Source organism: Xanthobacter sp. SG618, assembly GCF_012932745.1.
Lineage (GTDB): Bacteria > Pseudomonadota > Alphaproteobacteria > Rhizobiales > Xanthobacteraceae > Xanthobacter > Xanthobacter flavus.
This window is the reverse complement of sequence record NZ_JABBHL010000001.1, coordinates 129636-151455: the sequence shown is the minus strand read 5'-3', so window position 1 is coordinate 151455 and position 21820 is coordinate 129636. Positions and strand designations below refer to the sequence as shown.

Below are 21820 nucleotides of genomic sequence, written 5' to 3'. Positions count from 1 at the left end.
AGTAGAGCACGCGGGATGAAGCTGGCCAAGCGCGGGAACGCCCCGCCGCCGGTCAGGCCGGATGGGCTGGTGCAGGCAGCGCAGGCAGCCCGTCGAGCAGCGCCTCAAGCTCGATCGGGCGGGAGAACAAGAAGCCCTGCGCGAAGCGGATGCCGCAACTGCGGATGCGTTCAAGCTGCCGCTCGGTCTCGATGCCTTCCGCGATGATGAGGACGCCGAGGTCGCGCAGCAGCGGCACCATGGCTTCCAGCATGTGCGGTTCGGTCCACGCCTCCTCGCGCAGGAAGGAGCGGTCGATCTTGACGAAATCGACCTCGATCATGCCGAGCAAAGCGAGGTTGGAGAAACCGACACCGAAATCATCGACGGCGATCTGCGCACCGCGACGGCGCAGGTCGCGCAGCACCTCGCCGAGGGCCGGCGCGTCATAGTCGAGCGCTTGGCGCTCGGTCAGCTCGAACACCACCTGGCAGAGCGCCAAAGGCCGCGTGCCGAAGGCTTCGTCCGCCATCTGCACGAGGCGCGTGTCGCTGAACTGGACGGGCGGCACGTTCACCGCGAGCGAGAAATCGGGCACCTTCTGCGACATATGGGAGAGATCGCGCGCTGCCTGCAGCAGCACCCACCGCGTGGTGTCATGGATGAGGGGGCTGGTCTCGATCCAGGGAATGAAGGCGTTCGGCATCAGCACCCCGTGGCGGGCGTGCCGCCAGCGGAGCAGCGCCTCGGCCCCCACCCAGTTGCGCGATGCCACGTCCACCAAAGGCAGGTAGGCGAGGAAGAAGTCCCCCCGCCTGAGCGCATTGCGCACCTGTCCTTCCACCGAAAGGCGCCGGCGCACCAGAGACATGGGCCCGAACCACAAAGCGAGCCCCAGTCCCGAGATCAGGCTGAGCTGCACCGGCACCGTGGCGAGCCATTGGTGGACGAGGCTGGATTCCGGCACGCTGATGACGACCACCACCGGCCACTTGTGCGATGCCGCGGTGAGCTGCACCGGCGCGGTGAACATGAACCAGACGCCAGCGTCGGCCCCATCGCCCGTGTTCTCCCCCGGCATCGGCCCGGCCCGCCCCAGCTGGACGGGCATCAGGCGATGGCGGACGCCCTCTTCCGCCCCCGGCGGTACCACGGCTTCGAGGAGGCACGCGCCGTTGAGATCGAGCAGCACCCTTCGGCCGTCACCCAGATCCAGCGGTATCTGCACCGGATCGCGATCGGCTATTCCCGCGCACAAGTCGTCCAGGGAAACTGCCGGCCGCAACGTGCAGGCGTCGTCCTGCCGTCCCTGGAATTCGACATTCAAGAGGGGAGCGGTGCCCAGTTGCTGCCTCAGGCCCCGCACGCCTTCGGGGCTGCACAGGTCGTTGGAGCGGCCGGCGACATCACGCACCAGTCCGGAAAGGCGGTCGAGATTGCGGTCGGTCCATTGGGCGAGGCTGAGAGCCTGCGTGTGGTAGCGCTGGACGACACCCGATCTCATCCTCTGGAAATCGAGCATGAGATAGACGGCGGCGACGAGAATGACGGTCCCGACGAAGACGATGGGCACCATCATCTCGAGATGTTTCGGCCAGAGGCGCCGACGCCACGACAGCACTTCCCCCATCCCGCACCACCACCCCAGCGGAACTTGTTTCTCCAACCCAACGCCACGTTGTGACAGTTCCAGGATGTACCAGAACACCTAAAGCTACGCCATTCCTTTCCGGGCGGAAAGGTCGGCCAACTTCTTCAGCACGGTGAGCGTGCCCTTCAGCCGATGCTCGGCGTTCGGCCAGTCGCGCAGGAAGACGACCTTGAAGTCCGGCCGCACCTTGGCCTGCGAGCCCTCGTTGGCGATGAGCTTCACGAGGCCGGAGGGGTCGGAGAACTCGTTGTTGCGGAAGGTGAGCACCACGCCCTTGGGGCCGGCATCCACCTTCTCCACATTGGCCTTGCGCGCGAGGGCCTTGATCTGTGTGAGCTTCAGGAGCTGGCCCACCTCTTCGGGCGTCGGGCCGAAGCGGTCCACCAGCTCGGCGCCGAAGGAGTCGATCTCGGCGTCGTCCTGGATGTCGGCGAGGCGGCGGTAGAGGGCGAGGCGGACGTGCAGGTCGGCCACATAGTCCTCGGGGATCAGCACCGGCATGCCGATGGTGATGTTGGGCGACCACTTGTCGTCCACATAGTCGGTGATGCCGGCCTTGATGTGGGCGATCGCCTCCTGGAGCATCTCCTGGTACAGTTCGTAGCCCACTTCCTTGATGTGGCCGGACTGCTCGTCGCCCAGCAGGTTGCCGGCGCCGCGGATGTCGAGGTCGTGGCTCGCCAGCTGGAAGCCGGCGCCGAGCGTCTCCAGCGATTGCAACACCTTCAGCCGGCGTTCCGCCTGCACCGTCACGGGCTTGGTGGCGGGCACGGTGAAGATGGCATAGGCGCGCGCCTTGGCCCGGCCCACGCGGCCGCGCAGCTGGTAGAGCTGGGCGAGGCCGAACATGTCCGCCCGGTGCACGATCAATGTGTTGGCGTTGGGCACGTCGAGGCCCGATTCCACGATGGTCGTGGAGAGCAGCACGTCGTACTGCCCATCGTAGAAGGCGGTCATGATGTCTTCGAGCGCGCCGGCGGCGAGCTGGCCGTGGGCCACCGCCACCTTCACCTCGGGCACGGAGGCGGCGAGGAATTCGCGCACCTCGCCAAGGTCCTCGATGCGCGGCACCACATAGAAGCTCTGGCCACCGCGATAGCGCTCGCGCAGCAGCGCCTCGCGCACCACCAGCGGATCGAACGGCGTGATGAAGGTGCGCACCGCGAGGCGGTCCACCGGGGGCGTCGCGATGATGGAGAGTTCCCGCACACCGGTCATGGCCAGCTGCAGGGTGCGCGGGATGGGGGTGGCGGTGAGGGTCAGCACATGCACCTCGGCGCGCAGCTGCTTCAGCCGCTCCTTGTGGGAGACGCCGAAATGCTGCTCCTCGTCCACGATGACGAGGCCGAGATCCTTGAAGCTGATGGCCTTGCCCAGCAGCGCGTGGGTGCCGACGACGATGTCCACCGTACCGTCGGAAATCCCCTTCTTCACGGCGGTCAGGTCCTTGCCCGTGACCATGCGCGAGGCCTGCGCCACGTTCACGGGCAGGCCGTGGAAGCGGTCGGAGAAGGTCTTGAAGTGCTGGCGGGCGAGGAGCGTGGTGGGCACCACCACCGCCACCTGCTTGCCGGAGAGCGCCACCGCGAAGGCGGCGCGCAGGGCCACCTCGGTCTTGCCGAAGCCCACGTCGCCGCAGATCAGGCGGTCCATGGGGTGGCCGGAGGCGAGGTCGTCCAGCACCGAGTCGATGGCGGCTTCCTGGTCGTCCGTCTCCTCATAGGGGAAGCGGGCGCGGAACTCGTCATAGAGGCCCATGGCCGGCACCAGCTTGGGCGCCTCGCCGAGCTGGCGCTGGGCGGCGATCTTGATGAGTTCGGACGCCATCTCGCGGATGCGCTTCTTCATCCGCGCCTTGCGCTGCTGCCAGGCGCCGCCGCCCAGCTTGTCGAGCTGCGCTTCCGTATCCTCCGAGCCGTAGCGGCTCAGGAGTTCGAGATTCTCCACCGGCAGGAACAGCTTGTCGCCGCCGGCATAATGCAGTTCCAGGCAGTCGTGGGGGGCACCCATGGCCTCCACGGTCTTAAGGCCGATGAAGCGGCCGATGCCATGGTCCACATGCACCACGAGGTCACCGGCGGTCAGCGCGGTCAGCTCGGTGAGCACGTCCTGCGGGCGGCGCGCCTTGCGCTTGGGGCGCACGAGGCGGTCGCCGAGGATGTCCTGCTCGCCGATGACGGCGAAATCCGGCGTCTCAAAGCCCGCTTCCACGCCGAACACGGCGAGCGCCGCCTGGTTCCTCGGCAAGGCCGCGAGGCTGTCGAAGCGGGAGATGGCGGCGCAGCCCTTCAGGCCATGGTCGGCGAGCACGGTGCCGAGCCGCTCGCGCGAGCCTTCGGACCAGCCGGCGAGGATGACCTTCTTGGACTTCTGCAGGTCCCGCACATGGGCGATGGCGGCGTCGAAGACGTTGGCGTCCTGGTCCGCCCGCTCGGCCGCGAAGGAGCGGCCCTGCACGCCGCCGAGATCGATGACCTTCCCTGCCCCGCCTTCCGGCACGGCGAAGGGCGAGAGCCGGGCAAGGCGCATGCCGGCGAGGCACTTCGACCATTCCGGTCCCTGAAGATAGAGCCGGTCCGGCGGCAGCGGATTGTAGATCGGTCCGCCGTGCAGGTCCTGCGCCTGCCGGCGGGCGTCGTAATAATCGGCGATCTGAGCGATGCGCTCGCCGCCCGCTTCCTCGGCCAGCGGATCGAGTAGCAGGGTTCCGCCTTCCAGATAGTCGAACAGCGTGTCCATGCGCTCATGGAAGAGCGGCAGCCAATGCTCCATGCCGGCGTGGCGGCGGCCCTCGCTCACGGCCTCATAGAGGGTGTCGCCTTTCTGGGCGGCGCCGAACTGGGCGACGTAGGCCATGCGGAAGCGGCGCATGGTGTCGGTGGTCAGCTGGAACTCGGCCATGGGCACCAGTTCCAGCGCGCGCAGCTGGGACGTGGTGCGCTGGGTCTCGGGGTCGAAGGCGCGGATGCTCTCCAGCGTATCGCCGAAGAAATCGAGCCGGATGGGCGCGTCGAGACCGGGCGGGAACAGGTCGATGAGGCCGCCGCGCACGGCATATTCGCCGGTGTCGCGCACGGTGGGGGTGCGCAGGAAGCCGTTCTGCTCGGCCCATTCAGTCACGCCATCCAGCGCAATGGCATTGCCCGGCGCCGCCACCAGGGACTGCGACGCCACCAGCCCCTTGGCCGGCACGCGCTGCACCGTGGCGTTGACGGTGGTGATGAGCACGCTCGCCGCCCCGCCCTTGATGCGGGCGAGCTTCGCCAGCGCCGCCATGCGCCGCGCCACGATGGACGCATTCGGCGAGGCCCGGTCATAGGGCAGGCAGTCCCACGAGGGGAAGGAGATGACCTCCAGCTCGGGGGCGAAGAAGGCGAGGCCGCGTTCAAGCGCCGCCATGCGCTGGCCGTCGCGGCAGACCACCGTCAGCCTGGGCCAGGGGGCGTTCTTGCCCGCCGCGATGGAGCGCGCGAGGTCCGCGACCACCATGCCCTCCATGCCGTCGGCGACGCGCGAGAGGGTCAGCGGCCGGCCTTCGGCCAGCACGTCGGCGATGGGCAGGGGACGCTTCAAGACACGAACTCCGGAAGGACGCGGGCGGGGAGATCAGCCCGGCAGGCCGCGGCCCGAGAAATGGAAGGCGCAGATCTTGCGGAACAGCTCGGTGTCGAATTCCGGCGGGATCGCTTCGGTGCCGCTGACCCAGGAGAAGACCTTCTGGTCCTCGGGCTCCAGCAACTCCTCGAAATCGGCGAGTTCCGCGTCCGAGAGCGCGGCGATCTCGGCATCGGCGAAGCCGCCGAGAATGAGGTCCATCTCGCGCATCCCGCGATGGCGCGCCCGGAACAGGATGCGGCGACGCCGCTCGTCGAGGCCGTCGCTGGACCTGATGATGCCGGACATGAACGGACCTCCAAAGCAAGGCGACGGCCGGGCCCAGAGGCCCGTCCGACACCGGCATATAGGGGCTTGTCCCCCGCTTTGGCCAGTGGGGACGCGCAATGGCGGCGGGTGGCGGCTTGATGCGCCGGTCCCGACAGGCGCCCCCTCCCGCGAAGGGAGAGGGGCGGAACCGCCCACGGGGCGACACCGGCCGAACTCCCTCTCCCCTTGCGGGAGAGGGCTGGGGTGAGGGGTGAAGGATGCCGGACGGGGCGGGATTGCCGGGCCACCGCCAGTGGGCCGACGGGAAAACTCTTCCTCCCCGTTGCGCGCATTGGCGGCGATACCCCCCTCACCCGTCTCGCGGCTGCGCCGCGATCCACCCTCTCCCGCGCAGGGGAGAGGGGAAATCAGCCCACCGCCCGGGCGATGGCGAGGAAATCCGCGGCCTTGAGGCTGGCGCCGCCCACCAGCGCGCCGTCCACGTTGGCGGTGGCGAGCAGGGTCGCGGCGTTGTCCGGCTTCACCGAGCCGCCATAGAGGATGCGGATGCCATTCGCCTCGGCGCCGAAGCGCTCGCCGAGAATGTGGCGGATGGCGCCATGCACTTCCGCTACGTCGTCGGTGGTGGGGGTGCGGCCGGTGCCGATGGCCCAGATGGGCTCGTACGCGACAACGAGGTTCACCGCCGTCGCGCCGTCCGGCACCGACTGGCGCACCTGCCGCGTCACCACGGCGGCCGCCTCTCCCGCATCGCGCTCCACCAGCGTCTCGCCCACGCAGACGACCGGCAGCAGGCCGGCCCGCCACGCCGCCTTCACCTTGGCCTTGACGATGGCATCGCCCTCCTGGTGGTCGATGCGGCGCTCGGAATGGCCGAGAATCACCGCCACCGCGCCGGCGTCGCGCAGCATCTCGGCGGAGATGTCGCCGGTATGGGCGCCGCTCTCGGCCGGGTGGCAGTCCTGTCCGCCGATCATAAGCTGGGTACCCGCGACGTCGGCGGCGAAGGCGCCGATGAGGGTAAAGGGCGGGCAGATCATGGTTTCCGCCGAAAGGCCGGCGAGGCCGGCCGCCACGGTCCGCAACTCGGACTTGGCCGCCCGCAGGCCGTTCATCTTCCAGTTGCCTGCGATCAGGGGGCGGCGCTCGGCCGTCATGGCGGTTCCTCCGGGTTTGCAACAGCAGCAAGGCTCTCGTAGGGCCCCACCTACCAGAGCCGCGCGCCCGCTGGAAAGGGGTGCGACCATGCGCCGTTGCGAGGCCCCCTGCCCCTCCCTATGATGCGCCGCTTCCGCGCCGGGGCCCCCGGCGCTCTTCGAACGAATGAACGATGGTCCTTCAGACACTCCGCAAGGGCGCCTCCGGCTGGATCGCCAAGATTTTCCTCGTCGTGCTCACCCTCAGCTTCGTGGTCTGGGGCATCGCCGACGTGTTCCGTGGCATGGGCGCCTCAGCTGTCGCGAGCGTCGGCGGCACCGAGATTTCGGCGCAGGTCTTCCGCCAGCAGTATCTCGACCAGCTCCAGCGCATCAGCCGACAGGCCGGCCGCGCCATCACGCCCGAGCAGGCGCGCGCCTTCGGGCTTGACCGGCAGGTGCTGAACCAGATGATCGCCGACGCGACGCTGGATGCGGAGGCCGCCCGCCTCTCCCTCGCGATTTCCGATGCGCAGATCGCGCGCGAGATCGCCGACAATCCCAATTTCCGTGCCCCCGGCGCCAAGGCGTTCGACCCCGGCTATTTCCAGCAGATCCTGCGCGCCAACGGCCTGACGGAGCAGCGCTTCGTCGCCAGCGAGAAGCAGCGGCAGGTGCGTGACCAGCTCCTGCAGTCGCTCGGTGCCGGCGTCTCCGTGCCGCAGGTGCTGCTCGAGGCGGTGAACCGCTTCGAGGGCGAGACCCGCACCGCCTCCTACATCCGGGTGACCCCGGCCGCCGCCGGCACCCTGCCCGCGCCGACCGAGGACGCGCTGCGCGCCTATTTCGATGCGCACAAGCTGGCCTTCCGCGCCCCCGAATACCGCAAGATCAGCGTGCTCGCGCTGACCCCCGCTGCCCTCTCCGCCGGAATCACCGTGACCGACGAGGACGCCAAGGCCGAGTACGACCGCACCATCGCCCGCTTCGGCAAGCCGGAGACCCGCGAGGTGCAGCAGATCGTCTTCACCAGCGCCGCCGATGCCGCGGCCGCGGAGGAGAAGATCAAGGCCGGCGCGACCTTCGCCGACATCGCCGCCGCGCGCGGCCTGACCGCCAAGGACACGGACCTCGGCCTCGTCGCCAAGTCCGCCATCCTCGATCCGAAGATCGCCGAGGCCGCCTTCTCGCTGGCCGACGGCGCAGTCAGCGGCCCGGTGGAAGGGCGCTTCGGCACGGCGCTGGTGCACGTCACCAAGATCGTGCCCGGCGCCTTCCAGCCGTTCGAGCTTGTGAAGCCGCAGATCGTCGCCGAGCTGCAGCTGGACAAGGCGAAGCGCATCATCCTCGACATGCACGACAAGGTGGAGGACGAGCGTGCCTCCGGCGCCACCCTCCAGGAAACCGCGCAGAAGCTGGGCCTCAAGCTCGCGAGCTTCGACGTGGACCGCTCGGGCCGCGATCCCGCCGGGGCCTCCGTCGAGGTCCCCGGCGGGGCCGACGTGATCTCCGGCGCTTTCGCCGCCCAGCCGGGCGTCGAGACCGACACGGTGCAACTGCCCCAGGGCGGCGGCTTCGTGTGGTACGAGACCGCCGCGATCACCCCCGCCCGCGACCGCACCTTCGAGGAGGCCAAGGCCGCCGTGACCGCCCGCTACACAGAAGCGGAGACCGAGAAGGCGGTGGAAGCCAAGGCCAAGGAGCTGATGGACAAGGCGAAGGCCGGCACGCCCCTCGCCCAGGTCTCCGCCGAGGCCGACATTCCGCTCCAGATCGCCGAGGGCCTGCACCGCGGCCGCGCCGAAGGCCCGTTCAGCGCCGAGAGCGTCACATCCGTGTTCGACGTGAAGGAAGGCGGCTTCGGCATCGCCCTCGGCACGCCCGAGCCGGACCGCATCGTGTTCCAGGTGACGAAGGTGGAGATTCCCCAGCAGATGCCGCCGGACACCAGCCGCGTCACGCAGGAGCTGTCGCGCCAGCTGGAGAACGACGTGCTGGTGCAATATCTCGCGGCCATCCAGAAGGAGCTGGGCGTGAAGATCAACGAGCGCCTGTTCGCCCAGGCGGTCGGCAGCAACCCGGCAAACTGAAGGCCGGCGCCCGTGAACGCACCCACCGACTTCGACCTCTTCGCCTCGCGCTATCTGCGGGGCGAGGCGCAGGTGGTCTCGACCACCCTCGTCGCCGATCTGGAAACGCCGGTTTCGGCCTTCCTCAAGCTCGCCGGCGACCAGCCCAACGCCTTCCTGCTCGAATCCGTCGAGGGCGGGCAGGCGCGCGGGCGCTATTCCATGATCGGGATGAAGCCCGATCTCATCTTCCGCGCCTCCGGCGATCTCGCCGAGATCAACCGGACGCCGGACGCCGACAAGAGCGCCTTCGTGCGCTGCGCCGAGCCGCCGCTGACCGCGCTGCGCGCCCTTCTGGCCGAATCTGCCATCGAGCTGCCGGAGGGCGCCCCGCCCATGGCTGCCGGCGTGTTCGGCTATCTCGGCTACGACATGGTCCGGCAGATGGAAAAGCTCGGCCCGGCCAAGCCCGATCCCATCGGCGTGCCCGAGGCGCTGCTCATCCGCCCCACCGTGATGGTGGTGTTCGATGCGGTGAAGGATGAGCTGACCGCAGTCACCCCCGTGCGGGCGAAGGAGGGCGTCTCGCCCCGCGCCGCGTGGGAAGCGGCGATCATCCGCCTCGACCAGGTGGTGGCGGACCTCGACCGCGCCATCGCCCACCCCGCGCCGGAGCCGTTCCACGGCGAGGTCTCGCAGTCCTCCAACACCGGCGCGGAGGAATTCTGCGCCATGGTGGAGAAGGCGAAGGATTACATCCGCGCCGGCGACATTTTCCAGGTGGTGCTGTCCCAGCGCTTCGAGAGCCCGTTCACCTTGCCACCCTTCGCCCTCTACCGGGCATTGCGGCGGGTGAACCCGGCGCCGTTCCTCGTTTACCTGAACTTCGACGGCTTCTCGGTGGTGTGCTCCTCGCCGGAGATCCTGGTGCGGGTGCGGGACGGGAAGGTGACGATCCGCCCCATCGCCGGCACCCGCAAGCGCGGCGCCACCCATGCCGAGGACGAGGCGCTGGCGGCCGAACTGCTCGCCGATCCCAAGGAGCGCGCCGAGCATTTGATGCTGCTCGACCTCGGCCGCAACGACGCCGGCAGAGTCTCGCGGGTGGGCACGGTGAAGGTGACGGACTCGTTCTTCATCGAGCGCTACAGCCAGGTCATGCACATCGTCTCCAACGTGGAAGGCGCCATCGACCGGCGCTTCGACGCGGTGGACGCGCTGGCGGCCGGCTTTCCCGCCGGCACGGTCTCCGGCGCGCCCAAGGTGCGGGCCATGGAGATCATCGACGAGCTGGAGAAGGACAAGCGCGGCATCTATGCCGGCGCCATCGGCTATTTCGGCGCCAATGGCGAGATGGATACCTGCATCGTGCTGCGCACGGCGGTGGTGAAGGACGGGCGCATGTTCGTCCAGGCCGGCGCCGGCATCGTCTACGACTCGGTGCCCGAGAGCGAGCACCAGGAGTGCGTGAACAAGGCCAAGGCCCTGTTCCGCGCCGGCGAGGAAGCCGTGCGCTTCGCCGCCCGCGCCGGGAAGGGGCAGTGAGGGGATGGAGATGGGGATGACACGTCGCGAGCGATGGTGAAGCGGGAACAGCCCTGACTCCCTCTCCCCTTGCGGGAGAGGGCCGGGGTGAGGGGTTCGCGCCGCTTGCACGAGGGCCGGGATGGCTGAGCCGCCCCCTCACCCCCCGCCCCCTCTTCCGCAAGGGGAGAGGGGAGCTACGCGAGCTCCCTGCCCATCACCATTGACCGCCCGTCATCCATCGCCTTAACACCCGCCATTCCCGCTTAAGCGGCGCGGGGCCGGAGTTCCAGATGTCCGCCACCCAGTCCCCGAAGGTCACGCTGATCGATAATTACGACAGCTTCACCTACAACCTCGTCCATTACCTGGGCGAGCTCGGCGCTACCGTCACCGTCCACCGCAACGACACTGTGAGCGTGGAGGACGTGCTGGCCGAGAAGCCGGACGCCATCGTGCTGTCCCCCGGCCCCTGCACGCCCAACGAGGCGGGCATCTGCCTCGATCTCATCGCCAAGGCGGGGGACAAGGTGCCGATCTTCGGCGTGTGCCTCGGGCACCAGTCCATCGGGCAGGTGTTCGGCGGCGACGTGGTGCGCGCGCCCTCCCCCATGCACGGCAAGATGAGCGAGATCCTGCACGAGGGCAAAAGCGTCTTCCGCGGGCTCAACCATTCCTTCCAGGCGACGCGCTATCATTCGCTGATCGTCGAGCGGGACACCCTGCCCGATGAGCTGGAGGTGACGGCCCACACCGCCGACGGCCTCATCATGGGCCTTGCCCACAAGAGCCTGCCCATTCACGGCGTGCAGTTCCATCCCGAGAGCATCGCCTCGGAGAACGGGCACGCGCTGATCCGCAACTTCCTCGAGATCGCCGCCGCCTTCAATGCTGAGAAGGCCAAGGACTGAGGACGGGGGCCGAGAACACACCATGGACCAGTTCAAACCCCTGCTCGGCAAGGTGGCCACCGGCGCAAGCCTCAGCCGTGAGGAAGCCGCCTTCGTGTTCGACCGCATGATGTCCGGCGAGGCGACGCCCTCCCAGATGGGCGCGCTGCTCATGGGCCTGCGCGTGCGCGGCGAGACGGTGGAGGAGATCGCCGGCGCGGTCTCCGTCATGCGCTCCAAGATGCTCACCGTGGAAGCCCCGGACGAGGCGGTGGACGTGGTGGGCACGGGAGGCGACGCCTCCGGCTCCTACAACATCTCCACCTGCGCCAGCTTCATCGTGGCCGGCGCGGGCGTGCCGGTGGCGAAGCACGGCAACCGGGCGCTCTCCTCGAAATCCGGCGCGGCGGACGTGCTCTCCGCGCTGGGCGTGCGGCTGGATCTCGATCCGGCCGGCATCTCCCGCTGCATCGGCGAGGCCGGCATCGGTTTCATGTTCGCCCCCTCCCACCACCCGGCCATGAAGCATGTGGGCCCGACGCGGGTGGAAATGGGCACGCGCACCATCTTCAACCTGCTCGGCCCGCTCTCCAATCCGGCCGGCGTGAAGCGGCAGATGGTGGGCGTGTTCGCGAAATCCTGGATCGTGCCGCTGGCCGAGGTGCTGAAGGCGCTGGGCTCGGAGAAGGCGTTCGTGGTCCACGGCTCGGACGGGCTCGACGAGATCACCATCTCCGGCGGCACCGACATCGCCGTGCTGGATGACGGCCGCATCCACACCTTCACCCTCAATCCGGAGGATGTGGGCCTCGCCCGCGCCCCGGCCGAGGCGCTGAAGGGGGGCGATGCCGTCCACAATGCCGCCGCCCTGCGCGCCGTGCTGGACGGCGCCCCCGGCGCCTATCGCGACGTGGCGGTGCTGAACGCCGCCGCGGCCCTCGTGGTGGCCGGACGGGCGAAGGACCTCTCGGCCGGTGTCGGCATGGCGCAGACCAGCCTCGACACGGGCTCCGCCCGCGCGCGGCTCGAACGCCTCGTCACCCTCTCCGCCTCACTCGCCCCGGAGGCCGCGCAATGAGCGACATTCTTACTAAGATCGAGGCCTACAAGCGCGAGGAAATCGCCGCCGCCAAGAAGGCCCGGCCGCTGGCGGAGATCGAGGCCGCCGCCCGCTGCGCGCCCCGCGTGCGCCCCTTCGCCGGGGCCATCGAGCACAGCCTCTCGGAAGGCCGCACGGCGCTGATCGCCGAGATCAAGAAGGCGAGCCCCTCCAAGGGCCTGATCCGCGCGGACTTCGATCCGCCGTCGCTCGCCCGCGCCTATCAGCGCGGCGGCGCCACCTGCCTCTCGGTGCTCACGGACACACCCTCCTTCCAGGGCGCGCCTGATTATCTGAAGGCCGCCCGCACGGCGGTGAGCCTGCCCGTGCTGCGCAAGGATTTCATGTACGACACCTATCAGGTGGCGGAGGCCCGCGCCTGGGGGGCGGACTGCATCCTCATCATCATGGCCGGGGTGGACGACGCCCTCGCCCGCGACCTCGCGGATGCGGCGGCAGCGTACGGCATGGACGCCATCGTGGAAGTGCACGATGACGCCGAGCTGGACCGCGCGCTGACCCTGCCCTGCCGGCTCATTGGCATCAACAACCGCAATTTGCGCACCTTCGAGACCACGCTGGAGACCTCCGAGCGCCTCGCGCCCCGCGTGCCGAAGGACCGCATCGTCATCGGCGAGAGCGGCATCTTCACCCCGCAGGACGTGGCCCGGCTGGCCCAGGTGGGCATCGGCACCATCCTCGTGGGCGAGAGCCTGATGCGGCAGGAAGATGTCGCTTCCGCCACGTGCCAGCTCCTCGCCACATAGACTTGCCGTATACGTGAAGTTACGCCTTAATACGTGAGGCGGCCCGACAAGAGGCCGCAGCACCGGCTGCTGCATCGCCGGTGCCTCACGGGAGGAAAAGCTTCATGAGAACCACGCTCACCGCTGCGCTTGCCGCCGCCGGCCTTCTTGCCACCTCGACCCTGGTGACCCCCGCTTTCGCCGCCGACCCGACCGGCCTGTGGCTGACCCCCACCCGCAGCGGGCAGGTGGAAATCTCCAAGTGCGGCAATGGCCTGTGCGGCCGCCTCGTCTCCTCGGAAGGGCTGAAGGCCGATCCGGCGCTGAAGGACGTGAACAATTCCAACGCCGGCCTGCGTAGCCGGGCGCTGAAGGGTCTCACCATCCTCACCGGCTTCTCCGGCGGGCCGCAGGAATGGACCGGCGGCAGCATCTACAATGCCGAGGACGGCAAGACCTATTCCGGCACCATCACCATGGACGGTGACAACACGCTGAAGCTGCGCGGCTGCGTGGTGGTTCCGCTCTGCAAGACGCAGGTGTGGACCCGCCTGCGCTGAGCGCCATCGACGCCGGCAACACAGCCTTTCCGACGCCATGTCTCTGCCGCGGTGGACAGGCGCCGCCGCGGACGCCATCTTCCTGACCGCACATCGATTCCGGGAAGACCGCGACGGCCATGGCCAGCCTCACCCATCTCGACGAACAGGGCGCCGCCCGCATGGTGGACGTATCCGACAAGGACGCGACCACCCGCGAGGCGCTGGCCGAGGGCCGGGTGGCGATGGCGCAGGCGACGCTGGATCTCATCCTCTCCGGCAACGCCAAGAAGGGCGACGTGCTGGGGGTGGCGCGCATCGCCGGCATCATGGCCGCCAAGCGTACCCATGAGCTGATCCCCCTCTGCCATCCGCTGATGCTGACCAAGGTGGAGGTGGAGGTTTCCCCAGACCCCGCTCTGCCCGGCCTTCATGTCACCGCCCGCGCCAAGGTGACGGGCCAGACCGGCGTCGAGATGGAGGCGCTCACCGCCGTCTCCGTCGCCTGCCTCACCATCTACGACATGGCCAAGGCCGCGGACCGCGGCATGCGGATCGAGGGCATCCGGCTCCTGGAGAAATCCGGCGGCCGCAGCGGCCATTTCCGCGCCGACGCCGGCGCGGCCTGAGCCGGCCCGCCACCATGACCAGACCTGCGATCATGCAGAGTGAGGGAGCCGCGCCATGGCGCTCATGACCGTCGAAGAGGCCACCTCGCTCATCACCTCCGGCGTCACCGCGCTCGGTGTGGAGGAGGTGCCGGTGCAGGCGGCGGCCGGCCGCGTGCTGGCGCGCGATCTGGCGGCCCGCCGCACCCAGCCGCCCGCCGACATGTCGGCCATGGATGGCTACGCCGTGCGCGGCGCCGACATTGCCGAGACGCCGGCCCGCCTCGCCGTCATCGGCGAATCCGCCGCCGGCCGGCCCTATCCGGGCACGGTGGGCGCCGGGCAGGCCGTGCGCATCTTCACCGGCGCCGTTGTGCCTGAGGGCGCCGACACGGTGGTGATTCAGGAAAACGTCTCCCGCGAGGGCGACACCATCACCACCACGGCCCCGACCGCCGCGCTCCGCAACGTGCGCAAGCGCGGCTGCGATTTTTCCGAAAGCACGCCCGGCCTCCTGGCCGGCCGGCGCCTGACCGGCCGCGACATCATGCTGGCCGCCGCCATGGACCATGCGACGGTACCGGTCGCGCGCCGCCCGCGCGTCGCCCTGCTGCAGACCGGCGACGAGCTGGTGCTGCCGGGCCAGGGCACCGGCAATGACAGCGAGATCGTCGTCTCCAACGCCTTCGGCCTCGCGGAACTCGCCCGCCGCGCCGGTGCCGATGTGACCGACCTCGGCCTCATCAAGGACGACCTCGCCGCCATCCGCGCCGTGGTGGCGCGGGCGCTCTCCGGCGAGTTCGACCTCGTCGTCTCCTCCGGTGGCGCCTCCGTGGGCGATCATGACCTGATGGCCCCGGCGCTGAAGGCGGAGGGGGTCGATCTCTCGGTCCACAAGATCGCGCTCAGGCCCGGCAAGCCGCTGATGTTCGGCCATCGCGGCGATGTGCGGGTGCTGGGGCTGCCGGGCAATCCTGTCTCCTCCCACGTCTGCGGGATGATCTACCTCGTCCCCCTGATCCGCGCGCTTCAGGGTGATTCCCGCCCCGGCCCCGTGCCCGTGCCGGCGCGCCTCGCGGCGGATCTGCCGCCCAATGACGTGCGGCGGGACTTCATGCGCGCCACACTCGAACGCCGGCCGGATGGCTCGATCCACGCCATCCCCTGCGCCTCGCAGGACAGCGCCATGCTGAGCATTCTCTCCGCCGCCGATTGCCTGCTGGTGCGGCCTCCCTTCGCCCCGGCGGGCCGCGTCGGAGACCCCTGCGAGATTATTCCCTTCGAGGATTGAGCGCTTAACGGAGCCTTCACCACTTGCGGAACACAAAAGGAACAGATAAAGACTGTTCATGATTTGTTTCGCGGCGCACCGGGCTGGATGCGCCTTGAATCGGGACCGGCAGAGCGCCTGTTCCGTGGCGGTGCGTGCAAGGAACGGGGCCAGGGAATGCTCACTCGGAAGCAATATGACCTTCTGCGCTTCATCCATGAGCGGCTCAAGGAAACCGGCGTTCCCCCGTCCTTCGACGAGATGAAAGAGGCGCTGGACCTGCGCTCCAAGTCCGGCATCCACCGTCTCATCACCGCTCTGGAAGAGCGCGGCTTCATCCGCCGCCTGCCCAATCGCGCCCGTGCGCTGGAAGTGGTTCGCCTGCCCGACAGCGTGGCACCCGGCCTCGCCTCCGCCCGGTCCGCAGGGCGCGGCTTCTCGCCCTCGGTCATCGAGGGCAGCCTCGGCAAGGTCCGCCCCGTGGCGGAGGACGACGAGGCGGGCCAGGTGGTCTCGGTGCCGGTCATGGGCCGCATCGCCGCCGGCACGCCCATCTCCGCCATCCAGAGCCGCAGCCACACGCTGAACATCCCGCCCGAGATGCTGGGCTCCGGCGAGCACTTCGCCCTTGAAGTGCGCGGCGACAGCATGATCGAGGCCGGCATCCTCGACGGCGATACGGTGCTGATCCGCAAATGCGATTCCGCAGACACCGGCGACATCATCGTGGCGCTGGTGGATGACGAGGAAGCGACCCTCAAGCGCCTGCGCAAGAAGGGCGCCTCCATAGCGCTCGAGGCCGCCAACCCGGCCTATGAAACCCGCATTTTCGGTCCTGACCGCGTGCGCATCCAGGGCCGCCTCATCGGCCTCATGCGCCGGTACTGATCCTTAGATTTCTCCTGCGGGAGATCCGGAACGGGGTGAGGGGCGCGGTGGTCCACGCTCAACGGGCGCCTGCGCTTTTTTGAAGGCGTTGCCCCTCACCCCGACGTTTGCCGGCGCCGCCGGTTTGGGATGGTCACGGGGCCGTGGCATCGGTCTGCGGGTCGCCCGCATCGACCACGCCCCGCTCCGGCGCGAGGTCCGGCGGCAGCGGTGCCATCCATGGCCGGGAGACCGAGGGGCTGCGGCTTCGCTCGGCCACGAGGGCTCCATCGCGCAGGGTGAAGGCGAGCGTCCCCGTCCGCGCGAGTTTTTCCGGCGTCAGCACCTCGGCGGGGCAGGCACGGGGCGGGGCATCGCGGGTGACGACCATGCGGGCGTTGAGGCAATCCGCCTCCAATCCCTCCGCGCGCCGGGACACGGCGATGGTGCCGCCGCCGGGCAGCGGCGCCGTGCAGCCGAGCGGGTCGCAGGTGAAGGCGGCGGCGAGGTCCTTCGCCCCGGCCGTGCGGCGGTCGCCCTCCCGCGTCAGCCATTGCTCCACCACCAGCTTCTGGCCGGAGGCGCCGAGCACGGAGAGCCGGCCGTCCGGCATGCGCACCGCCACAGTCTGCGCATCGGGTGCGATGAGGAGGTCCGGTTTCAGCGGCGCTCCGGCCACCAATGCGGCGAGGCCGAGGGGCACCAGCGCCACCAGGGTGAGCACGCCGCGCAGCAGGCAGAGGGCGAGTAGCGCGAGGGAGAGCCACAGCAACGTTCCGGCGCCGATGAAGGCGGCGCGGATGTCGGCGCCCGGCAGCGTGCCCACCCAGTCGGACACCGCCGTCATGATCTCGATGCCCCGCCCCATCACCGGCCAGGCGAGATGATCCCAGCCGAACGGCATCAGCAGCACGCCCGCGAGCCCCGCCGGCATCACCAGGAAGGAGACCGCCGGCATGGCGGCGAGGTTGGCGAGCAGCCCGTAGGGTGCCACCCGCTGGAAATGGAAGATGCCGTAAGGCGCCGTCGCGAGGCCCGCCACCAGCGAGGTGAGCGCCGTGCCCGCCACCAGCACTGCCACCCATGAGACCACCGCCCCGGCGATTCCATCCGGCCGCGGGATCGCCCGCAGGGGTTGGAGCCGCTCATAGGCGGCGACGAGGGCGAGGGTGGCGGCGAACGACATCTGCGTGCCCGGATCCAGCGCCGCCTCCGGCGTCAGCGACAGCACCACCACGGCCGCCACGCCCACCGACCGTAGCGACAAGGACGGCCGCCCCACCAGCACGCCGGCCAGCACCAGCCCCGTCATCACGAAGGAGCGCTGGGCGGGCACGTCATTGCCCGACAGCACCAGATAGAAGGCGCTGCCGGCGAGAGCGATGAGCGCCGCGCTGGACTTGATCGGCCACGACAAAGCAAGCCCCGGCACCAGTGCCAGCAGCCCGCGCGCCAGCGCGAACAGGGTGCCGGCCACCAGCGCCATGTGCAGGCCGGAGATGGAGAGGATGTGCGAGAGGCCGGAGACGCGCATGCTCTCCTCCACCGCATGGGGAATGCCCGAGCGGTCGCCCGCCACCAGCGCCACCGCCACCTCCGCCGGCACGCCGGAGAGCGAGGCGCGGATGCGGTCGGAGAGGCTCTGGCGCACCCCGTCCAGCGCCATGGCGAGGCGCACGGATAGAGGCGGGTCGCGCGGCGCCGCCGCCTTGGGCCGGCCGAGCCCGTAGCCGATGGTGCCGATGCCCTGGAACCAGGGCGCGCGGCCGAAATCATGAGCGCCCGGCATGGCGGGGCCGGAGGGCGGCAGCAATTGTGCCAGCTGGGTCACATGGCTGCCGACCGGCGGCGCCCATCCCTTGCGGAGCGAGAGCCGCACCAGCGCCGGCGCGTTGGCCAGCCCGCGCACGGCATCGCCATCCAGCCGCAGCAGGATGCGGTCGCCGGTGGTCCGCCGCTCCACGCGCTCAATGAAGCCGGAGAGGCGCACCGGGGTCTTGGGCGGCACCACCATCTCGTGGGCGATGAGCTCGGTCCGCATCCCGCCCGCCGCGAATCCGGCGGCCGTGGCGAGCAGCACCGCGGCGATGCCGAACATCACGGGCCGCGCCCTCGCCCCCAAGGCCGCCGCGGCGAATGCGGCCACCAGCACAAGGCTGGCGGCAAGCGACGGCTCGGTGGAGGCGCCGAAATAAAGCAGGATGCCGGCGGTGAAGGCGGCCGGCAGCCACAGGATCAGACGCCCGGAGGCCGCCTCGGCCGCCACGTCATGGGCGAGGCGGGCCTTCAGCGCGTCGGCGAGGCGCTGAAGACCGCGCGCGGAAAGCACCGGGAGCGCAACCGCTGCGCCCCGCCCCCCTGCCCGCGCCCTGCTCGAGGCCCGCTCGTCCATCCCCGCCCGCCGAGGGGCCGGTCCGGGCCACGCCCGCCCCGTGTTCCTTGTGCCCCGCCTCTATGCTACACGGGCGCCTCCCGCGCGCCATGTGGTTCGGTTTGCGTTCCGCAGGGCCTCCGCATGCGCGCGTCCTCACGTCCAAGCGGACCCAAGCCCGCCGAGCCCCGCCCGATGTCGCAGATCGTCACCCGCTTCGCCCCTTCGCCCACCGGCTTCCTGCATATCGGCGGGGCGCGCACGGCGCTGTTCAACTGGCTCTATGCCCGCCACACGGGCGGCAAGATGCTGCTGCGCATCGAGGATACGGACCGGCAGCGCTCCACCAAGGAGGCCATCGACGCCATCCTCGAAGGCCTCTCCTGGCTGGGCATCGATTGGGACGGCGATCCCATCTACCAGTTCGCCCGCGCCGAGCGGCATCAGGCCGCGGTGGCGGAGATGCTGGCCAAGGGCAACGCCTATCGCTGCTACGCCACGCCCCAGGAGCTGGACGAGATGCGCGAGCTGGCCCGCAAGGAGGGCCGCCCGCCGCGCTATGACGGCCGCTGGCGCGACCGCGACCCCTCCGAGGCGCCGGCCGACCGCGCGCCCGTCATACGCCTGCGCGCCCCGCAGGAGGGCGAGACGGTGATCGACGACATGGTGCAGGGCACCGTGACCTTCCCCAACAAGGATCTCGACGACCTCGTCCTGCTGCGCTCGGACGGCACGCCCACCTACATGCTGGCCGTGGTGGTGGACGACCACGACATGGGCGTCACCCACATCATCCGCGGCGACGACCACCTCACCAATGCCGCCCGCCAGACGCAGATCTACCGTGCGCTGGGCTGGGACGTGCCGCGCATGGCGCACATCCCGCTCATCCACGGGCCGGACGGGGCCAAGCTCTCCAAGCGCCACGGGGCGCTGGGCGTCGACGCCTATCGCGACATGGGCTATCTGCCGGCGGCGCTGCGCAACTATCTCGTGCGCCTCGGCTGGAGCCATGGCGACCAGGAGGTGTTCTCCACCGACGAGATGGTCGCGTTCTTCGACCTCGACAAGGTGGGCCGGTCGGCAGCGCGCTTCGATTTCGCGAAGCTCGAAAGCCTCAACGGCCACTACATGCGCGCCTCCAGCGATGCGGACCTGCTCGCCGCCATCGACGCGCTGGTGCCCTATCTGCCGGACGCCGCGCACCGCCTGCCGCGCATGACGGACACCCGCCGTGCCCAGCTCGCCGCCGCCATGCCGGGGCTGAAGGAGCGGGCGAAGACGCTGGTCGAGCTGCTCGACAATGCCGAGTTCATCTTCGTTGAGCGGCCCATCCCGCTGGACGAGAAGGCCAAGACCCTCCTGTCGGCCGAGGGCCGCGCCCATCTCGGCCGCCTCGTGCCGCTGCTCGAAGCCGTGGAGTGGACCGCCGCCGCCACCGAGGAGGTGGTGCGCCGCTATGCCGAGGCGCAAAGCGTGAAGCTCGGCGCCGTAGCCCAGCCGCTGCGCGCCGCGCTCACCGGCAAGTCCACCTCCCCGCCGGTGTTCGACGTGCTGATCGTGCTCGGCCGCGAGGAGAGCCTCGGCCGGCTCCGGGATCAGGCGATTTGAAGCCGGCTGCCGTCACCGTCGCGCTGGACCTGAAGGGGCTGAAATGCCCCCTGCCCGCTTTGCGCACCCGCAAGGCACTGGCCCAGGCGGCGGCGGGCACGCGGCTCGTCGTCACCTGCACGGACCCCATGGCGGTGATCGACATTCCCCACCTCGCGCACGAGACGGGCGCGGTGCTGGAGACGCAGGAGGTCGAGGCCGGCCTCCTCACCTTCGTGCTGGTAAAGGCGTAGCGTTGCTTCGCTCAAGCGCCGCGCGGGCTTATGGCTTAACGCTCAGGCGCCGCGCGGGAGCTTGCTTCGCTCAAACGCCGCGCGGGCTTATGGCTTAACGCTCAGGCGCCGCGCGGGAGCTTGCTACGCTCAAGCGCCGCGCGGGCTTTTTGGCCTCACGCCGTCAGAGGCAGCGCCCGCTCCACCAGCCGCACCCAGTAGGACGCGCCATAGGGAATGGCGGCGTCGGCAAAATCGTACTGCGGATGGTGCAGGCCGGCGGACGGGCCATTGCCGATGAAGATGTAGGCGCCGGGCTTTTCTTCCAGCATGTAGGCGAAATCCTCGGCCGCCATGAGGGGCGGCGCGGCGGCGTCCACCTCGGAGGCGCCGGCCACCTCGCTCGCCACCTCGGCGGCGAAGGCCACCTGATCGGCGTGGTTGCTGGTGACGGGATAGCCTTCCTTGAAGCTCACCGTGGCGGTGGCGCCATAGGCCGCGGCGACTCCTTCCGCCACCTGCCGGATGCGCTCGCGCAGCTGCGCGCGAACACCCTGATCCAGCGTGCGGGCGGTGCCGACGAGGGTGGCCGAGGGCGGCAGCACGTTGTCCGCCTCGCCCGCATGGAACATGGCGATGGAGACCACCGCCGCCTCCAGCGGATCCACATTGCGCGAGACGATCTGCTGCAGGGCCATGACGATGGCGGCGCCGGTGAGCACCACGTCCACGCCCTGGTTCGGCCGCGCGGCATGGGCGCCACGCCCGTCCACCACGATCTCGATATGGTCGGCCGAGGCCATGATGCCGCCCGGCCGCATGGCGAAGCGCCCCACCTCCAGCCCCGGCAGATTGTGCATGCCGTAGACCTCGCGGACGGGGAAGCGGGCGAACAGCCCGTCGTCGATCATCGCCTTGGCGCCGGCTCCGCCCTCTTCCGCCGGCTGGAAGATGAGCACGGCGGTGCCGGAGAAGGCGCGGGTCTCGGCGAGGTGGCGCGCGGCGCCGAGCAGCATGGCGGTGTGCCCGTCATGGCCGCAGGCGTGCATCGTGCCGGGCGTCTGCGAGGCATAGGCGGCGCCGGTTTTCTCCAGGATGGGCAGCGCGTCCATGTCCGCGCGCAGGCCGATGAGCGGGCCATCGCCCTTGCCGCGCACGATTCCCACCACGCCGGTGCGGCCGATGCCGGTGATGACCTCGTCGCAGCCGAAGGCGCGCAGCTTTTCCGCCACCGTGGCGCTGGTGCGGTCGAGGTCGTACATGAGCTCGGGATGGCGATGGAAATCCTGACGCCACGCCGCGATCTCGTCGGCGCGGGCAGCGATGTGGTTGTTGACCGGCATGGCAATTCCAGAAGCAATTG

The 21820-nt window shown here is 69.7% G+C and carries 17 protein-coding genes; 11 read left to right on the top strand and 6 right to left on the bottom strand.

Annotated features, from left to right (window positions below):
- Positions 1–52: 52 nt before the first annotated feature.
- From FHT36_RS00725 to tpiA, 4 genes are all read right to left on the bottom strand, one after another.
- Positions 53–1600: an EAL domain-containing protein gene (locus FHT36_RS00725; protein WP_169120198.1), complete on the bottom strand. Its 1548-nt coding sequence runs from the start codon at positions 1598–1600 to the stop codon at positions 53–55.
- A gap of 93 nt (positions 1601–1693) precedes the next feature.
- The gene (mfd, locus tag FHT36_RS00720) at positions 1694–5203 is read right to left on the bottom strand and encodes a transcription-repair coupling factor (RefSeq protein WP_169120196.1); all 3510 of its coding nucleotides are present in this window, start codon (positions 5201–5203) and stop codon (positions 1694–1696) included.
- Positions 5204–5236: 33 nt separating this feature from the next.
- Positions 5237–5533: a succinate dehydrogenase assembly factor 2 gene (locus tag FHT36_RS00715; RefSeq protein WP_169120194.1), complete on the bottom strand. Its 297-nt coding sequence runs from the start codon at positions 5531–5533 to the stop codon at positions 5237–5239.
- 389 nt (positions 5534–5922) lie between these two features.
- Entirely contained in the window at positions 5923–6672 is a 750-nt protein-coding gene (gene tpiA, locus FHT36_RS00710) for a triose-phosphate isomerase (protein ID WP_169120192.1), read from the bottom strand.
- A gap of 173 nt (positions 6673–6845) precedes the next feature.
- Here tpiA and FHT36_RS00705 point away from each other — a divergent pair, with 173 nt between their 5' ends.
- From FHT36_RS00705 to lexA, 9 genes are all read left to right on the top strand, one after another.
- Positions 6846–8741 carry a peptidylprolyl isomerase gene (locus FHT36_RS00705; RefSeq protein WP_169120190.1) on the top strand — a complete coding sequence of 632 codons (1896 nt, stop codon included), beginning with the start codon at positions 6846–6848 and terminating at the stop codon, positions 8739–8741.
- Between the two features lie 12 nt (positions 8742–8753).
- Entirely contained in the window at positions 8754–10265 is a 1512-nt protein-coding gene (gene trpE / locus FHT36_RS00700; protein ID WP_169120188.1) for an anthranilate synthase component I, read from the top strand.
- A gap of 272 nt (positions 10266–10537) precedes the next feature.
- The gene (locus tag FHT36_RS00695; RefSeq protein WP_169120186.1) at positions 10538–11155 is read left to right on the top strand and encodes an aminodeoxychorismate/anthranilate synthase component II; all 618 of its coding nucleotides are present in this window, start codon (positions 10538–10540) and stop codon (positions 11153–11155) included.
- 22 nt (positions 11156–11177) lie between these two features.
- On the top strand, positions 11178–12212 hold the full coding sequence (trpD, locus tag FHT36_RS00690; RefSeq protein ID WP_169120184.1) for an anthranilate phosphoribosyltransferase: 1035 nt from the start codon (positions 11178–11180) through the stop codon (positions 12210–12212).
- Positions 12209–13000, top strand: a complete 792-nt coding sequence (trpC, locus tag FHT36_RS00685; RefSeq protein WP_169120182.1) for an indole-3-glycerol phosphate synthase TrpC — start codon at positions 12209–12211, stop codon at positions 12998–13000. Before trpD ends, trpC begins: the two co-directional genes overlap by 4 nt.
- A 104-nt stretch (positions 13001–13104) precedes the next feature.
- The gene (locus tag FHT36_RS00680; protein WP_169120180.1) at positions 13105–13539 is read left to right on the top strand and encodes a DUF2147 domain-containing protein; all 435 of its coding nucleotides are present in this window, start codon (positions 13105–13107) and stop codon (positions 13537–13539) included.
- Between the two features lie 119 nt (positions 13540–13658).
- On the top strand, positions 13659–14147 hold the full coding sequence (gene moaC, locus FHT36_RS00675) for a cyclic pyranopterin monophosphate synthase MoaC (RefSeq protein ID WP_169120177.1): 489 nt from the start codon (positions 13659–13661) through the stop codon (positions 14145–14147).
- A 55-nt stretch (positions 14148–14202) separates the two neighbouring features.
- A complete protein-coding gene (glp, locus tag FHT36_RS00670) occupies positions 14203–15417 on the top strand; it encodes a gephyrin-like molybdotransferase Glp (protein WP_169120175.1) in 1215 nt (404 codons plus the stop codon).
- A gap of 156 nt (positions 15418–15573) precedes the next feature.
- The gene (lexA, locus tag FHT36_RS00665; RefSeq protein WP_169120173.1) at positions 15574–16284 is read left to right on the top strand and encodes a transcriptional repressor LexA; all 711 of its coding nucleotides are present in this window, start codon (positions 15574–15576) and stop codon (positions 16282–16284) included.
- A gap of 133 nt (positions 16285–16417) precedes the next feature.
- Here lexA and FHT36_RS24260 read toward each other — a convergent pair whose 3' ends face one another.
- Complete coding sequence (locus FHT36_RS24260) at positions 16418–18592, bottom strand: ComEC/Rec2 family competence protein (RefSeq protein ID WP_169120171.1); 2175 nt, start codon at positions 18590–18592, stop codon at positions 16418–16420.
- A gap of 237 nt (positions 18593–18829) precedes the next feature.
- Here FHT36_RS24260 and gltX point away from each other — a divergent pair, with 237 nt between their 5' ends.
- Positions 18830–20245 (top strand): glutamate--tRNA ligase, encoded by a 1416-nt coding sequence (gene gltX / locus FHT36_RS00655; RefSeq protein ID WP_169120169.1) that lies wholly within the window; start codon positions 18830–18832, stop codon positions 20243–20245.
- Positions 20242–20478, top strand: coding sequence for a sulfurtransferase TusA family protein (locus FHT36_RS00650; protein ID WP_169120167.1), 237 nt, complete (start codon positions 20242–20244; stop codon positions 20476–20478). The genes gltX and FHT36_RS00650 overlap by 4 nt, the downstream gene beginning before the upstream one ends.
- Before the next feature lie 155 nt (positions 20479–20633).
- On the opposite strand, the gene FHT36_RS00645 is transcribed toward FHT36_RS00650, so the two are convergent.
- On the bottom strand, positions 20634–21800 hold the full coding sequence (locus FHT36_RS00645; protein WP_169120165.1) for a M20 aminoacylase family protein: 1167 nt from the start codon (positions 21798–21800) through the stop codon (positions 20634–20636).
- Positions 21801–21820 lie beyond the last annotated feature (20 nt).

What these genes read in the sequence shown, in the direction of transcription:
- FHT36_RS00715 (WP_169120194.1), bottom strand. Translation starts at nt 5,533, where the DNA reads ATGTCCGGCATCATCAGGTCCAGCGACGGCCTCGACGAGCGGCGTCGC.
- tpiA (WP_169120192.1), bottom strand. Translation starts at nt 6,672, where the DNA reads ATGACGGCCGAGCGCCGCCCCCTGATCGCAGGCAACTGGAAGATGAAC.
- FHT36_RS00705 (WP_169120190.1), top strand. Translation starts at nt 6,846, where the DNA reads ATGGTCCTTCAGACACTCCGCAAGGGCGCCTCCGGCTGGATCGCCAAG.
- FHT36_RS00695 (WP_169120186.1), top strand. Translation starts at nt 10,538, where the DNA reads ATGTCCGCCACCCAGTCCCCGAAGGTCACGCTGATCGATAATTACGAC.
- trpD (WP_169120184.1), top strand. Translation starts at nt 11,178, where the DNA reads ATGGACCAGTTCAAACCCCTGCTCGGCAAGGTGGCCACCGGCGCAAGC.
- trpC (WP_169120182.1), top strand. Translation starts at nt 12,209, where the DNA reads ATGAGCGACATTCTTACTAAGATCGAGGCCTACAAGCGCGAGGAAATC.
- FHT36_RS00680 (WP_169120180.1), top strand. Translation starts at nt 13,105, where the DNA reads ATGAGAACCACGCTCACCGCTGCGCTTGCCGCCGCCGGCCTTCTTGCC.
- moaC (WP_169120177.1), top strand. Translation starts at nt 13,659, where the DNA reads ATGGCCAGCCTCACCCATCTCGACGAACAGGGCGCCGCCCGCATGGTG.
- glp (WP_169120175.1), top strand. Translation starts at nt 14,203, where the DNA reads ATGGCGCTCATGACCGTCGAAGAGGCCACCTCGCTCATCACCTCCGGC.
- lexA (WP_169120173.1), top strand. Translation starts at nt 15,574, where the DNA reads ATGCTCACTCGGAAGCAATATGACCTTCTGCGCTTCATCCATGAGCGG.
- gltX (WP_169120169.1), top strand. Translation starts at nt 18,830, where the DNA reads ATGTCGCAGATCGTCACCCGCTTCGCCCCTTCGCCCACCGGCTTCCTG.
- FHT36_RS00645 (WP_169120165.1), bottom strand. Translation starts at nt 21,800, where the DNA reads ATGCCGGTCAACAACCACATCGCTGCCCGCGCCGACGAGATCGCGGCG.